The organism is Sessilibacter sp. MAH1, assembly GCF_054658315.1.
In genome coordinates this window covers 18,165-32,933 of the sequence record NZ_BAAGIC010000019.1, presented here as the reverse complement: position 1 = coordinate 32,933, position 14,769 = coordinate 18,165, and the positions used below count along the sequence as shown (strand labels likewise).

The following is a 14,769-nucleotide window of genomic DNA, read 5'->3' as shown; positions in this document are numbered from 1 at the left end:
CATCAGGAAGGTCACCATGATTTTTAATTTGGACAAATTATCGCCAACGCAACGGTATTTCACTCTGACCCAAAGCATAGTACCGCGTCCGGTCGCTTGGGTACTTTCAGAAAACGCGAATAAATCGTATAACCTCGCACCCTATTCCTATTTCAGTGGTGTTGCCAGTGACCCGCCGTTGGTGATGATCTCTGTGGGTAAAAAAAATGATGGCTCATTGAAAGATACGCGCACCAATATTATTGAGCGCAGTGAGTACGTTATCCATATTCCACACCAAGAAATGGCCCACGCTGTTACCGAAAGTGCCCGTCCACGCCCAGAAGGTGAATCTGAAGTAACCGCGCAAAATCTTGAACTGTGCGAATTTGAAGGTTTTCGCTTACCAAGACTTAAGGCTGCAAGAATTGCTTTAGCGTGTGAAAAATACCGCGTAGAAGATATAACTAATTCGCAAGCAATGATTTTAGGATTAATCAAAGCAGTGTATGTGGATGACGACTTAATTACCGAGTTTGAAGATGGACGCGTAAAAATTGATGCGCAAAAACTGCAACCCATTGGCAGACTGGGTGGCGACGACTACACAGGACTCGGTGAAATTATTACCGTCCCTAGACCGCGATAAACCAACAATTGAGATTCATTAAGGCCATCTATTAAAAAAGATGGCCTTAATTGAATAGCATCCAATCGTGGCGTTTTGCCAATACATTATCGACTGCGAAACATAAGTCCGCGCTGCTGGTATTCTTTGGCGGAGATTCCAAAACTCCCATCAACCAAAACATCTTTAATTAAATACGATCGATTTAATTGCCCTTTTTCGACCTGAGCCAGGTCAACAATTTTTTCTTTAACAGGATTTTTATCGGCGTCGAGCAACACAATTAACTTGGGTAACTGCCGATATTTATGATTGGTTTCAAACACCAAACCCACCTCACCGTTCATTAATTCCACCACAGAACCGGGTGGATAAAGACCAACGGTTTTTATAAATTCTTGAGCAAGTTCTGCATCGAAATGCGTGCCCTTATCTTGGTAGATAATTTTCAGAGCTTGAGTAGCGGGAATGGGCGGTTGATAAACTCTGTCGGCGGTCATGGCATCAAAAGCATCAACAATCGCTATCACCCGTGAGTATCGACTAATTTGAGCATCGTTAAGCCCGCGCGGATAACCTTGACCATCGATGCGCTCATGATGGTTCCAAGCAACGTCCACCGCCTGTGCAGCGCCGCTGCCAGCCGACATTAATAAATTTCGTCCATACACCGAATGACGTTTCATTATTTTCATTTCGTCGTCGGTTAAAGGGCCGGGTTTATTCAGTATCTCAAGGGGAATTTTCATCTTACCGACATCGTGTAATAGTCCACAGATGCCAAGGTCATAGAGCGCGTTTTCGTCGTACCCCAACTGACGACCAAAGGCAATTGCTAGTATGCAAACATTCAAGCAATGCTCTGAGGTATAGCTGTCTCGATCGCGGATTTTAGACATCCACATTAAGGCATCAGAATTTCTCAAAACGCTTTCAACACAGTCGCGAACCATGGTTTTAGCTTGCTGTGTATTAATCACAGAGGTGAGACGAACTTCATCTAACAGGCTTTTGGTCAGCCGTCGCGCATCACGATAAACACCATAAATTCGCTCGTTTTCTTCTCGTACTGGAATTTTATTGATGTAAATGGTTTTTGTAGGAGCCTGCGTTAAGGTTGCGTTTGCGTTAAGAGAGACCCAATGCTCTTCTCTAACATCCACCCAAACGTATTCACTGTATTGCGCAACGGTCTCGATATCATCAATAGATTCGATAAGAAAACCTTGCATAAGAAAGGGAGTTTCTAACCAGTCTTTTTCGAGCTTAGAAACCCACATTCCAATTTTAAGCTCAGAAATGTGGATTTTTTTTGATTGTACTTCGTTGGCAAAGTGGCCGTTGGAATGATGCCTCGGCATAAACGCACCCCTAAGAATCTAGGGCTGCGTTGAGCCCTTTACTTATTTTGCCAAGACTTTTGCGATAGATTCGCAAAGGTACGGCAAGTTATTATTGTTGATGCCCGCTATACTGATGCGGCTGGATTTGGTCATATAAATACTATAGGCCGTTTTTAGCTCTTCGACCTGATTTTCATTGACACCTAAGAACGAAAACATACCGTTTTGCTTTTTAATAAAGTCAAAGTTCGCATCACATCCAGCCTTTTGGATTCCATCAACCAAGGCATGACGCATTTCGATAATACGGCCTCGCATTTGTGCTAATTCTTCAATCCACAAATCTTTCAGAATTGGATCAGCAAGAACGGTTTCAACCAAAGCAGCGCCATGAGCAGGCGGCATAGAGTAAATTTCTCGGGCAACATTCAGTAGTTGGTTGGTCACCAAGGACACTTGTGCAGGATCTTTCACCACAATTGACACGGTGCCGGTACGTTCGCGGTATAAACCAAAGTTTTTCGAGAAAGAATTGGCCAATACCAATTCAGGAAGATTCTCAGCCATATAACGTAAACCAAAAGCATCAGCGTCAATTGACTCGCCAAAACCTAAGTACGCCATGTCGATAAATGGAATCAGACCCCTGTTTTGTACAAATTCGGTAACGATTTGCCATTGCTGCTGGGAAAGATCAGCACCGGTTGGGTTGTGACAACTGCCGTGAATCAGCACAAAATCACCGGTCGATGCGTCTTCTAGAGCGGCCATCATTGCGTCGAAGTCAACTTCGTTCTTGCTGGCATCGTAGTACGGATATTGACGGAACTCTAAACCAGAGCTGCCTAATAAAGGCACGTGATTAGGCCAACTTGGGTCGCTTACCCATATTTTCGAATTTGGATTGGCTCTTTGGATTACTTGCGCAGCAACTCTTAATGCACCACAGCCGCCCGTTGCTTGAATGGTAGCCACTCGATTGTCTTTGATAACCGGGTGATTTTGGCCGAACAATAATTCATTGACCAAGCTAATAAAGCGTTCCGTGCCGCCTGCTGGCAGATAGGCTTTGCTGTTCTCTTCTTGAAGATAACGAATCTCGGCTTCTTTTACCGCTTTCAAAACCGGAGTTAAGCCATTCTGATCCTTAAAAACACCAACGCCCAAGTCAATTTTATTCGGGTTTGTATCGGCACGGCACTGAGCCACTAATCCTAATATTGGGTCGGCCTGAAGTGTCGGTAGTTTTTCGAACATATCTGCTCCAAAGAATTTTTCTATCATGTCGTCAAAATTTCGCCGCTAGATTAGAGTAATTTAGGCAGAAAATCTAAAACATTTTTCAGAAAATAAAATAAAGCGTTTTTTTCGCAAATGTATTAAAAAAGGGAATAATCAACTCGTGGAATTTCTGGTTTATAAGTGAGCATTTTTCAAAACTACTTCTATTATTAGAAAGAAGATTTAGATACACGGACTAAACCGCATGACATCAACCTCCGAGATAGATGAATACGATCGTAAAATCCTTCGCGCTTTGCAAGAAAATGCTGATTACTCCATGGCGGAATTAGGCGAAAAAGTTGGACTATCGCACACGCCCTGCTGGCGGAGAATAAAACGTCTTGAAGCCGACGGAATTATTTTAAATCGTGTTACTTTATTAGATCGCCATAAACTGAATTTAAACGTCAGTTTGCTGGCTCAAATCAACATGACCAAACACGATCAAATAACACGTCAATCTTTTGAACTAGCCGTATTAGACATACGCGAAGTTGTTGAATGCTACTCTACCAGCGGCGAAAAAGATTACGTATTGAAAATCGTTGTGCGCGATTTGGCGGAATATGAAGAACTACTAAAATCAAAATTGTTATCGCTACCCGGCGTTGCCTCTATAAGCTCTAACTTTGCATTGCGACAGGTAAAATACACAACCGAACTGCCGTTATAAACAAAGTATTTCCAACATATCATTAATACACACTGCGGCAGACAGCTCATATTATTAGTATTCGTTACATTGAATTAAACACAAAAAAAGCCCGATGAATTCGGGCTTTTTTACGAACGCTGACTCTACAACACACGTAACATTAGTTTAGGAAATTAACATTAGTTTAGAAAACTCTGATTAATCTAAAACTTCCCACCACAGACGATCGTGTCATCAATTTAAAAACAATCAGCGATTGAAGTTGTGAAGAAAGTGAAGTTGTGACGAAAATAGAAATCGTATTTGCAATTGCTGTCCTCTGATTAAATCACGGCGGAGCTAATCAGAGGTTTCTACAACTTAACTCAAACCACCCAAGCACACATATTTAAGCTCTAGATAATCTTCAATACCGTATTGAGACCCTTCTCGACCAGAGCCCGACTCTTTAACGCCCCCAAAAGGCGCCATTTCGTTAGAAATAATGCCTTCGTTAACGCCCACAATACCGTATTCCAATGCTTCGCTGACTCTGAAAATACGACCTAAATCGCGGGTATAAAAATAAGACGCCAAACCAAATTCGGTATCGTTAGCCATGGCGATAGCTTCTTGTTCGGTTTTAAATTTAAATAAAGGCGCAACCGGGCCAAATATTTCTTCTTTAAATACGCGCATCGAATCATTAACGTGAGTCAACACTGTTGGCTCGTAAAAGCAATTACCCAAATCCGAAGCTTTACCACCAATGGTGACACTGCCACCTTTGGCCACTGCGTCTTCAACTAACTCTGCAACATTTTGCGCGGCTTTTTCATTAACCAGCGGCCCAATATTCACACCGTCTTCAAAGCCGTTGCCCATTTTAAATTTCGCAACCGCTTCAGTGAGCTTTTCGGCAAACTGTTCGTACACACCTTCTTGAACCAAAATACGGTTAGAGCACACGCAAGTTTGTCCTGCGTTTCGATATTTTGAAGCAATGGTTCCGGCAACGGCTGCGTCTAAATCAGCATCATCAAAAACAATCAAAGGTGCGTTACCGCCAAGCTCCATGGATGTTTTCATCACCGTATCGGCGCATTGTTTCATCAACACCTTACCAACGGGTGTTGAACCTGTGAAAGTCAGTTTACGCACGGTTGGATTTGAGGTTAATTCACCGCCAATCTCGCGAGAACTTTTACCAACCACAACATTAAACACACCATCGGGAATGCCTGCCTCTTGGGCAAGTACCGCAATCGCCAGCGCGCTTAACGGCGTTTCGGTGGCGGGTTTACACACAAAGGCACAACCTGCGGCCAAAGCCGGCCCGGCTTTGCGAGTAATCATGGCATTAGGGAAATTCCACGGTGTAATTGCGGCGACCACGCCAACGGGCTGCTTCATTACTAATAAGCGTTTATCGCTGCTTGGTGCAGGAATAATATCGCCTTCGATACGCTTGGCTTGTTCGGCAAACCATTCAATATAGGCGGCACCGTAAGCGATTTCACCAGCGGCTTCGGCAACGGGTTTGCCTTGCTCGGCGGTCAGAATTTTGGCGAGGTCTTGTTGATGTTCCATCATCAAATCAAACCACTTGCGCAGCACATTTGAGCGTTTTTTAGCGGGCCAAGCCTTCCACTCTTGCATGGCTTTTTGCGCACAATCGATGGCTCGGGCGGTTTCGGCGGCACCAAGGCTCGCAACTTCGCAAAGAGTTTCGCCATTTGCCGGATTAACCACAGCAACCGTTGCGCCGCTGTCTGCATCAATCCATTTGCCACCAATAAAAGATTGTGTGCGCAATAAATCAGGTTTGTTCAGGTCGATCATTTATCCTCCTAAAACAGCTCAAATTTAATGTGTATCTATCACAAGCTGTTGTTTTTATGCATTTCGATAAGCTGTTAGTTCAAGCGTTTGTCTGTTGTTGGCCTTATATTTAGCCAATAGTTTCTCAAATTAGCCCGGTCTTAACAGTTAATAAGGTTTTATCTACAAACTAGTCTGAAACAATTACAGCAATTTCAGTAATCATTACAAAAATCACCGCGACAACTCATCGTTACTACCGGTGAAAATAGTAACTAAAGCGAATTACTTTCACCGCTATTTATTTTCAACAAGGTTACTAGAAGATCTCGCATAGCAATGGCCGGTGATGACAAGGCAAAACGGGTGCGATAAACAATGCCAATATCGCGGTTTAGAATGGGTTGATCTAACGCGACGCACACAGCGCCAGAGTCAATCATCTGCTGCTCACACAAACGAGGCACCACACTCACACCAAGGCCCAATCCTACAAGCTGGCCTACCGTTGCTAATTGATTCACTTCGATAGCCGCAGCAAAACCCAAACCACGTGCGGCCAGAGTTTGTTCTACGTACAAACGCAGGCTCGACGGTGCCTGTAAAACAATCAACGGTGACAGTAATAACTCGGGTAATTTGATGCGTGACTGGGACGCCAATGGATGATCTTTAGATACCACACCCACCAGCTCGTCGTTAAACAATTTAATAAAGGTTAGATCGTCGGATTTGCCAGGATTAAAGCAAACACCCAACTCAGAGCGCCCCTCACGCACCTGATCAATCACCGATTCGTTCAAAACGTCGTGCAGTAAAATGTTGATGTTCGGGAACCGGTCTCTAAATTCACGCAATACCTTTGGCAGCACAGAAACCGCAAACGACGGCATTGTAGAGAGAATCAATCGCCCTTGCTTTAGGTTAAAAGCATTAACGACATCGCCCAAGGTTTGTTGCCAATCACCCAATAATCGTTGAGCCGCGGGATAAAACGCTTCGCCCTCAGGTGTTAGATGCACAGAACGCGTGGAGCGAAAGAACAGAGCGCCGCCGAGTGCCTCCTCAAGATTCTTTATCGAAATACTCAACGCCGGTTGCGATAAATGCAATCGCTCGCAGGCCTCGGCAAAACTGCGACTTTGCGCCAGAGCGACAAATGCCGAAAGCTGTTTAATGGTTACATTTAGCGACATAGCGCAATCCTGATTGTGGTGAGCGATCTCTTTAACTGAATAAAAAAGATACTATTATTTTATAAGTTAAATTAAATAATAAGATATTTAAATTTGATAAATGAATCAACTTACCTGATCATGGATTCAAGCCGAGTGACAAACCTCACCATGATCTCCCACACAATTTGAAGAACCATTCGGAGATTTACTTGCCTCAAAAGGTATTGCCACCCAAGCTAATAAGAATAATTAACGCATAAATCCTAAAACTCATTTCAATTTGCAAAACTACTCCTAAGGAGCACTTATGTCAGGTTTTGATAAAGTGGTTTCCAGCTACGAAGAAGCAATGGCTGGTCTCACAGATGACATGACCATTATTGCCGGCGGCTTTGGCCTTTGTGGTATCCCAGAAGGCTGCATCAAACAAATAAAATCCATGGGCGTGAAAGGCCTAACCATCGTTTCTAACAACTGTGGCGTTGATGGCTTTGGTTTGGGAATACTTCTCGAAGATCGACAAATCAAAAAAATGATTGCCTCATACGTGGGTGAAAATGCCCTGTTTGAGAAACAACTGCTCTCTGGTGAATTAGAAGTTGAATTAACGCCACAAGGTACACTGGCCGAGAAAATGCGCTCCGGCGGCGCGGGTATTCCCGCCTTCTACACTGCGACCGGCTACGGCACACCCGTCGGCGACGGTAAAGAATCAAGAGTGTTCAACGGTAAACACTATATTTTAGAAGAATCTGTAGTGGGTGATTTCGCGATCGTAAAAGGCTGGAAAGCCGATCGCTTTGGCAACGTTATTTATCGCAAAACCGCACAAAACTTTAACCCATTGGCGGCAACCGCCGGTAAAATCACCGTCGTAGAAGTTGAAGAAATCGTTGAGCCTGGCGAACTAGACCCAGCGCAAATTCACACGCCGGGCATTTACGTTGATCGCCTCATTCAAGGCACCTTCGAAAAACGTATTGAACAACGCACCGTTCGCGCTAAATAAGGGGAAACGATCATGGCATTAACACGAGAGCAAATGGCACAACGCGTTGCTAAAGAACTCAAAGACGGCTACTACGTAAACCTTGGAATTGGCATCCCAACATTGGTAGCTAACTACATTCCAGAAGGTATGTCGGTGATGTTTCAATCCGAGAACGGTCTGCTGGGCATGGGACAGTTCCCCACCGAAGACGAAGTTGACGCAGATATGATCAACGCTGGCAAACAAACCGTAACGGCAATTCCTGGCGCTTCTATCTTTTCATCCTCAGACTCTTTCGACATGATTCGCGGCGGCCATGTAGACCTTACCGTTTTAGGCGCCTTTGAAGTTGATGTAAACGGCAACATCGCCTCCTGGATGATTCCGGGTAAGCTCGTCAAAGGTATGGGCGGCGCAATGGATCTTGTTGCCGGTGCCGACAACATCATTGTAACTATGACTCACGCCAGTAAGCACGGCGAATCTAAGTTATTACCACAATGTTCCCTACCCTTAACCGGTGCAGGCTGCATTAAGAAAGTATTAACCGATTTAGCGTATCTCGAAATTGCCGACGGCAAATTCCACTTAAAAGAACGCGCGCCCGGCGTAAGTGTTGAAGAAATCATCGAAAAAACCGCAGGCGAACTAGTAGTGCCTGACGTTGTTCCAGAAATGACCTTTAGCGCTTAATACGCTTTTTAGAGCACATGCCTCTGCAATCAACAAGCATGTGCTCTTATCCCACCCGCACCACCGCTTCTCTCATCAACCTTCCTTTAAAATTACTGGTTATCAGTTATTACCTGTGCGGCAATTTGTAGCGCTTCAAAAACAATTTAGTTATTCACACAGCAACAAAGACAACACCAACAAGCATTAAAAACCAACGCTAATATGCAAATAGTCGTCGAATTCTTACTGAGTTTTAAGAATGGTGAACAATAAATTTAACAGGGAAGTTAAATTTTAATCCTATCGATTGCATAAACACCAAATACATCCATCACAGATTCATCGAATTTTTTAAATGTTCCACTGCAAGCGCTAGATTATTCATCGATTCCAATAACCTTTTAAACTCCAGCGGTTAATCCTTCAGCTGTTAGTAAAGTGATCGAGCGTTTAAACAAAATTCCTATTTAGCTAATCGATAAGATAAGTAATATTACTTTTGTAGAGCTATTTATATTTCAGACATAAAACTGTCACCGGACTCTGATTAATCCAGAGTCTGGTGACACAAGGACGTGTCGCCAATTTCAAGAACGGTAAGTAATTGAAATTGTGAAGAAATTGGAAATCGCCTTTTCAATTTCTACTCTCTGATAAAATCATGAATGATTTAATCAGAGGTTCCTATATAAAAAAGCTACTGCCACAAAGGTACTACCTGTAAAGATTACACGTTAAAAACGACAAATAACTTTGAAAACCTAAAATTCAAAGTTCGTATTGATGACAAATTAAAATTAAGACTGGTGTTAGAGAACGGAATAAAGATAACGAAGAAAAAAGACAAAAAAAAGGGCGCTTAAATTAAGCGCCCAAGCAACACCTTAGGGAATGTGAGATAAAATCTCGCTAGGAAACATTGAAAATTAAATTCGGGTTAATTCACAACGTACTACTAAGACTTATGTACTTTTAGATAGTTCAGAAAAATTTTTTATTTTTTTCAGGACTTCATAAAAACTGTTTGAACTTACAGCTAAGGTAACTTTTTCACTGAGCTTCACAGTGAAAAATTGTGTACAAGCTCTGAATAAATTAGACCTAGCGCACAAAACCGATATTCGAATATCGCAATTAATCGAAAATTGCTAATTCGATCTCCGCTCAGCTTCTGTTCATGACTTTCTGAGACAATCACCCAATCAATAAGTTTCTGATAACTGTTTTGAAGATCTAAAAACTATTTCATTCAATTAAGTTGTATGAATATTGAACCAGTCTTTAAAATCCGCAAAATACTGAAGACGAATTCCACACAAACTCGTTAATCTGCAAAACCTCTCGTATTGCGATTTGTTGCCGACAAAGACTACTGTCACTACCTATAACAAAAACGTGTCTAATATAAAGATTATTCAAGTTTATTGAAAAATAATCTTTGCAAACCATTAAGATTCATTTAATATGAATCTTAATGGTTTTAGCCTGAAAGATAATTCCGTCCGATTTCATGAGTTGTTTTTAAGGGAAAGATTAAGACCATAGATTCTTTTAATAACATATTGATTTGCAAATATTCCTCAGCAATATCCGCAAATTCATCTTTATGCACAAAACAGTTTTAAATTTAGGAAATAATCATGAGCGAGATTAGTGTATTTGAGAAGTTAGGTGGAGCAGCCGCAGTAGACGCCGCAGTAGATATTTTTTACCGAAAAGTATTAGCCGATGACCGCGTCAGTCATTTCTTCGACACCATCGATATGGAAGCCCAGCACGCAAAACAGAAATCCTTCATGACCATGGCTTTTGGCGGGCCAAATAGCTACACCGGCAAGGACATGCGAGAAGCTCATAAACATATGCATTTGACCGAAGAGCATTTTGGCGCAGTTGCTGAAGCATTAATTGCAACACTTCAAGAATTAAATGTACCGCAAGAAGATATTAATTCTGTTATTAGCGTTGTACTTACCACCAAAGACGACGTTCTGAACAAGTAATCTTTTATTTTAGGAAACCCTGATCAACCTAGAGTTTCCCTTAACACAAGGATGTGTCGCCAACTTCAAGAACGGTAGGTGATTAAAATTGTATTTTCAATGTCAATACAGTGATTGAATCATAGATGGGTTAATCAGAAGTACCTAAATTCAGACACACTTAAATAAGGTTAGTGAGAATATTCTTTTTTAATTTCATTAACCACTTTTACTGCACGTTTTCATCTCATCTAAATTTTAACAATCTAGACACAACTTCAAATTAGTGTAATTCTCGCTCACATTATTAGCAAAAATTAACTGAACGAAAAAGAGATATATCGAGGTAAAAATGCAAGACAATACAACAACAAAAATTACTTATCTCGATAAAACTGTCGTTAGAAAAGCGCAAAACAGTGTTTTAGAAGCCTTATTAAGTGAGGGAATAATAATTCCAAACAGTTGTAGAGCTGGAGTTTGTCAAAGCTGCCTAATGAAAGCTTCAGATGCGACCAAAAAATATTTACCCAAAGAATCTCAAAAAGGATTAAATCAAGCTGAAATTAAATTAGGTTATTTTTTAGCGTGCAGTTGTTATCCGGAGCATGATTTAAGTGTTGGCTTGCCAGTGCAAAATTTAGAAGCAAATCATCACGTAAAAATACAATCTATTCAAAATCTATCCGCTTCGGTCTATCAGTTATGTTTACCTGAGGTGATCAAATACAGCCCCGGACAATTTATAAATTTATCATTTAACACAAACCAAACAACTTACACACGCAGCTATTCAATTGCCAGTGTGCCCAATTTAGACTCAAATATTATCTTACACGTTAAAAAGCATGACCATGGCGTTTTTGGGCTATGGCTAGAATCAAACCAAGACCTTTCGAAAAATGTCGAAGTAAGCGGCCCTTTTGGCCAGTGTTTTTACACATCTGATTTAGAAGAATTGACAACCGGCTTGTTGTTAGTCGGAATCAGCACCGGATTGGCACCTTTATACGGCATTTTAAGAGATGCTCTACAACAAGGATACGACAAACCTATTCATCTAGTCTTTGGCGCTAAAACAGACGATGGACTTTATCTACTTGAACAACTGAAAGAATTGGCCGACGCAAATAAGAATGTACAGCTTCACTTTGTCACCCAGAAAAGTTTCACACAACAAAGCTCGTCAAATACACCAGCCGTAGACGTTTTAGGCAATGTAGATATTTATGATTACTGCACAAACCTGCCTTTAGATTATTCAACACAGGCTGCGTTTATTTGTGGCGCACAAACGTTTGTGAATAAATTGAAAAAATCACTGTTTTTAAAAGGTATTGCACTTCGCAACATAAAAAGTGATGCCTTTGTGTCTGCCACACAAATAAAGCAATAACATTAATAAAAATTAAGACTTAATCAAAACAACATAAAACCTTGTCGAGATGTACTTAAAAATAAATTTTACCGAAAGCCAATTCTCGTTGCGTTCGATAAATGCCAAAATATCGTTAGCTTCAAGGCTTTAATTTGGTGTGGTGTAGGAATTCGTTATAATTTCTACGCACCTTTTAAAGATTCTTCCTTGCTTCTATTTGCACAATTTTTTCAGTACAAGAAAGTACAATACGCAGTAGAGAAATCGCACATTAGGCATGAAATTCTTTTATTGAAAAATCTAAAAAATTTCTTACTTTAGGCGTCATGTTTTTATGACGATAATAGATCATCGATAACTGACGCTCCCCTAGATGCCAATCGGGTAAAATACGAACAAGGGCACCGGATTCAAGATCGTTTTTCAGCAGCATTTCTGGTTGAATAATAATACCTAAACCTGATTTAGCTGCACTTAGTAACGCATATCCACTATTCATAGAAATCATGCTAAGGGGTTTTACTTCTACCAATCGATCATGATTAAAAAATGTAAGTAATGTATCTGTCGTTTTCGTAAAACCAATCAATTCGTGCTCTACTAATTCAGTGGGTTCATGTGGCATTCCGCGTTGAGTTACATATTCAGCAGAAGCACATACAACCATTTTGTACGGCATTAACGTTCTCTGAATAATTCGACTATCAGGAATTAATCCAACTCGAAACGCCACGTCAATTCCGTTTTCAACAATGTCCAAATTCTGATCCGTTAAAATCAACTCAATTTTAACCAGCGGTGACGATTGCCTGAATTTTCTTAGCGTCGGTACTAACAAACTAACACCAAAGGTGACAGGCGCAGTAACTCTCAGTAAACCTTGCGCTTCTGACGAATGAGCTTCTGCTTCTAAATCGACAAGAGCAACACGTTCAAGAATATCTCTGCACTGTTCAAAGTAGGTTTTTCCAAAGTCAGTTAAGCTCTGCCGCCGGGTGGTTCTATTCAACAAGCGAGTACCAAGGCGAGCCTCTAGAGACGCTATATGCTGTCCAATCATTGCCGGTGTTAACTTAAGCTCCGACGCAGCAGAACTCATAGAGCCAACATTTACCGTAGTCACGAAGGATTTCATCGCTTGGAAAAGATCCATTTGATAGCCATACTTTAAAGTGATTAAAATTTTAGCCTAATTATAAACCCAAAAAGATTAATTATCATAAATGCTCTCTAAGCGTTTAAAACCGAGGGTATTATGATCAATGCACGATTTCGCAATAAAAATATTCTTATCACCGGGGCAGGCTCTGGTATGGGTAAAGCTACAGCGCTCAGATTAGCGGCTGAAGGTGCACAACTCGCTTTACTAGGTAGGCAGCAAGAGCCTCTAGAACAAGTTGCTATTGAAGTGGAAGCCTTCGGCACAAAAGCCTCTGTCTTAAGCTGTGATATTAGTAGTCTCGAATCGCTCACCCATTCAATGAAAAAAATACAGAATAATTTTGGTCATCTTGACGGAGTTTTTGCCAACGCTGGGATTCTTGGGGAGTTTACACCGACACTAAATGCTTCCTTTACGCAACTGGATCAACTCATAAGCACCAACTTAAAAGGAACTCTCGCTACGATACAACAGGCGATACCAATGATGAGCACAGGCTCTATAGTCGTAAATGCATCATGGACAGCATCTGCCGTCATGCCTGGAGCTGGAGCTTATGCAGCGACGAAAGGTGCCCTATTAAGCTTGATAAAGGTGCTTGCAATAGAGCAAGGCCCCAGTAATATTCGAATAAATTCAATCAGTCCTGGTATTATTTTAACGCCAATGGCTGAAGAAGTGCTCGACCCGGAATTATCCAGTAAATTAGCAAACCAATCCGCCCTGAAGCGAAACGGAACACCAGAAGATATTTGTGGAACCGTTGCATGGTTATTGTCAGATGACGCAGCGTTTATTACGGGCCAAGACATTATAATTGATGGTGGTTTTACCATTGGTGGCGTAAGGCTTTAGCTCAAGTTTTTATTTTCTAAACAATGACTCAAGCCTTAATTTTATTAAGGCTTATCTGGTAGCCACAAGAGGTACGCAAGTTTGTGACAAAGAAACCTTAGACGATTCTAGCGATCAGATTTTTTTGTAAAAATACATCGATAATCCTAAATTTACGCCAAATACTTTTCGCGTAATATCATCAATTCATTTTTATAATAGTCGTACAGTCCGTCAATTGCATGCGAACCCAATCGAAAGAAGTCTTCTGGGCTTACACTGGGTTTGTGTATGTTTATGTTTTCTTCGATGCATAACAAAAAGCGATTTATATGATCTTGCAATCCTTCGTGATCCGATATGTGAACCCATAATTGATCGCTGTTGCCTTCTATTTCTTTTACCAGAGACGTTAATTTAGCTCGCTCTATTGGTTCACTATAACCAGCTGCTGCGATACCTGTTCCCAATGCACGAGCTTGGCCTAATAATTCAGCAGTTGTTAAAAGCTCCTGCCATAAATAGGTAATTGATGCTCCAGAATCTACCGAGCGTAACTGAGTAAGTTTATAAATTGAAACCGTATCCGATATTATCAGTAAAATCATTTTGGCGAGCGAATTATGCTGCGCCAAAATATTTCCACCATTAGTTTCATATTGTTGCGCGCTGATTTTTGCCCATTGTTCGGTAATTCTGACCCACCGTTCGCTGGAGATCAGCAATGAACGGCTTTTCTCGAGCGATCCGATGTCTTCACTGATTCTGTGTTTAAGTTCGGCAATTTCGGGAGTTAGTGCGATCACACCCTTTGATGCCCCAAAGCTCAAACCTCGATGACGTTGTACATGAGCTAACATACTTTGAAGCATCTGCAAAA

At 41.4% G+C, this 14,769-nt stretch carries 13 protein-coding genes; 7 read left to right on the top strand and 6 right to left on the bottom strand.

What is annotated here, in order from left to right:
* Positions 1-16: 16 nt before the first annotated feature.
* On the top strand, positions 17-628 hold the full coding sequence (locus ACYQ28_RS16480) for a flavin reductase family protein (RefSeq protein ID WP_460051969.1): 612 nt from the start codon (positions 17-19) through the stop codon (positions 626-628).
* An 86-nt stretch (positions 629-714) separates the two neighbouring features.
* On the opposite strand, the gene ACYQ28_RS16475 is transcribed toward ACYQ28_RS16480, so the two are convergent.
* Both ACYQ28_RS16475 and ACYQ28_RS16470 read right to left on the bottom strand, forming a co-directional pair.
* On the bottom strand, positions 715-1,968 hold the full coding sequence (locus ACYQ28_RS16475; protein ID WP_460051968.1) for an HD-GYP domain-containing protein: 1,254 nt from the start codon (positions 1,966-1,968) through the stop codon (positions 715-717).
* Positions 1,969-2,010: 42 nt separating this feature from the next.
* Positions 2,011-3,207, bottom strand: a complete 1,197-nt coding sequence (locus ACYQ28_RS16470) for an amino acid aminotransferase (RefSeq protein WP_460051966.1) — start codon at positions 3,205-3,207, stop codon at positions 2,011-2,013.
* Positions 3,208-3,436: 229 nt separating this feature from the next.
* On the opposite strand from ACYQ28_RS16470, the gene ACYQ28_RS16465 reads away from it, so the two are divergent.
* On the top strand, positions 3,437-3,907 hold the full coding sequence (locus tag ACYQ28_RS16465; protein WP_460051965.1) for an Lrp/AsnC family transcriptional regulator: 471 nt from the start codon (positions 3,437-3,439) through the stop codon (positions 3,905-3,907).
* 342 nt (positions 3,908-4,249) lie between these two features.
* Here the strand turns inward: ACYQ28_RS16465 and ACYQ28_RS16460 are convergent, their stop codons facing one another.
* Positions 4,250-5,710 (bottom strand): NAD-dependent succinate-semialdehyde dehydrogenase, encoded by a 1,461-nt coding sequence (locus tag ACYQ28_RS16460; RefSeq protein WP_460051963.1) that lies wholly within the window; start codon positions 5,708-5,710, stop codon positions 4,250-4,252.
* Positions 5,711-5,964: 254 nt separating this feature from the next.
* On the bottom strand, positions 5,965-6,885 hold the full coding sequence (locus ACYQ28_RS16455) for a LysR family transcriptional regulator (protein WP_460051961.1): 921 nt from the start codon (positions 6,883-6,885) through the stop codon (positions 5,965-5,967).
* Positions 6,886-7,174: 289 nt separating this feature from the next.
* Between ACYQ28_RS16455 and ACYQ28_RS16450 the strand changes: the two genes are divergently transcribed.
* From ACYQ28_RS16450 to ACYQ28_RS16435, 4 genes are all read left to right on the top strand, one after another.
* On the top strand, positions 7,175-7,876 hold the full coding sequence (locus ACYQ28_RS16450) for a CoA transferase subunit A (protein ID WP_460051959.1): 702 nt from the start codon (positions 7,175-7,177) through the stop codon (positions 7,874-7,876).
* 12 nt (positions 7,877-7,888) lie between these two features.
* Positions 7,889-8,551, top strand: a complete 663-nt coding sequence (locus ACYQ28_RS16445) for a 3-oxoacid CoA-transferase subunit B (protein WP_460051958.1) — start codon at positions 7,889-7,891, stop codon at positions 8,549-8,551.
* A 1,622-nt stretch (positions 8,552-10,173) separates the two neighbouring features.
* A complete protein-coding gene (locus ACYQ28_RS16440) occupies positions 10,174-10,536 on the top strand; it encodes a group I truncated hemoglobin (protein ID WP_460051956.1) in 363 nt (120 codons plus the stop codon).
* Between the two features lie 331 nt (positions 10,537-10,867).
* Positions 10,868-11,911 (top strand): 2Fe-2S iron-sulfur cluster-binding protein, encoded by a 1,044-nt coding sequence (locus tag ACYQ28_RS16435; protein WP_460051955.1) that lies wholly within the window; start codon positions 10,868-10,870, stop codon positions 11,909-11,911.
* Between the two features lie 253 nt (positions 11,912-12,164).
* On the opposite strand, the gene ACYQ28_RS16430 is transcribed toward ACYQ28_RS16435, so the two are convergent.
* Complete coding sequence (locus ACYQ28_RS16430) at positions 12,165-13,046, bottom strand: LysR family transcriptional regulator (protein ID WP_460051953.1); 882 nt, start codon at positions 13,044-13,046, stop codon at positions 12,165-12,167.
* 102 nt (positions 13,047-13,148) lie between these two features.
* Here ACYQ28_RS16430 and ACYQ28_RS16425 point away from each other — a divergent pair, with 102 nt between their 5' ends.
* Positions 13,149-13,910, top strand: coding sequence for an SDR family NAD(P)-dependent oxidoreductase (locus tag ACYQ28_RS16425; RefSeq protein ID WP_460051952.1), 762 nt, complete (start codon positions 13,149-13,151; stop codon positions 13,908-13,910).
* A gap of 152 nt (positions 13,911-14,062) precedes the next feature.
* Here ACYQ28_RS16425 and ACYQ28_RS16420 read toward each other — a convergent pair whose 3' ends face one another.
* Positions 14,063-14,749, bottom strand: a complete 687-nt coding sequence (locus tag ACYQ28_RS16420) for a hypothetical protein (protein ID WP_460051950.1) — start codon at positions 14,747-14,749, stop codon at positions 14,063-14,065.
* Positions 14,750-14,769 lie beyond the last annotated feature (20 nt).

Coding starts and splice junctions, on each gene's coding strand:
- ACYQ28_RS16455 (WP_460051961.1), bottom strand. CDS start 6,885: ATGTCGCTAAATGTAACCATTAAACAGCTTTCGGCATTTGTCGCTCTG.
- ACYQ28_RS16450 (WP_460051959.1), top strand. CDS start 7,175: ATGTCAGGTTTTGATAAAGTGGTTTCCAGCTACGAAGAAGCAATGGCT.
- ACYQ28_RS16425 (WP_460051952.1), top strand. CDS start 13,149: ATGATCAATGCACGATTTCGCAATAAAAATATTCTTATCACCGGGGCA.
- ACYQ28_RS16460 (WP_460051963.1), bottom strand. CDS start 5,710: ATGATCGACCTGAACAAACCTGATTTATTGCGCACACAATCTTTTATT.
- ACYQ28_RS16435 (WP_460051955.1), top strand. CDS start 10,868: ATGCAAGACAATACAACAACAAAAATTACTTATCTCGATAAAACTGTC.
- ACYQ28_RS16475 (WP_460051968.1), bottom strand. CDS start 1,968: ATGCCGAGGCATCATTCCAACGGCCACTTTGCCAACGAAGTACAATCA.
- ACYQ28_RS16470 (WP_460051966.1), bottom strand. CDS start 3,207: ATGTTCGAAAAACTACCGACACTTCAGGCCGACCCAATATTAGGATTA.
- ACYQ28_RS16440 (WP_460051956.1), top strand. CDS start 10,174: ATGAGCGAGATTAGTGTATTTGAGAAGTTAGGTGGAGCAGCCGCAGTA.
- ACYQ28_RS16465 (WP_460051965.1), top strand. CDS start 3,437: ATGACATCAACCTCCGAGATAGATGAATACGATCGTAAAATCCTTCGC.
- ACYQ28_RS16430 (WP_460051953.1), bottom strand. CDS start 13,046: ATGGATCTTTTCCAAGCGATGAAATCCTTCGTGACTACGGTAAATGTT.
- ACYQ28_RS16480 (WP_460051969.1), top strand. CDS start 17: ATGATTTTTAATTTGGACAAATTATCGCCAACGCAACGGTATTTCACT.
- ACYQ28_RS16445 (WP_460051958.1), top strand. CDS start 7,889: ATGGCATTAACACGAGAGCAAATGGCACAACGCGTTGCTAAAGAACTC.
- ACYQ28_RS16420 (WP_460051950.1), bottom strand. CDS start 14,749: ATGTTAGCTCATGTACAACGTCATCGAGGTTTGAGCTTTGGGGCATCA.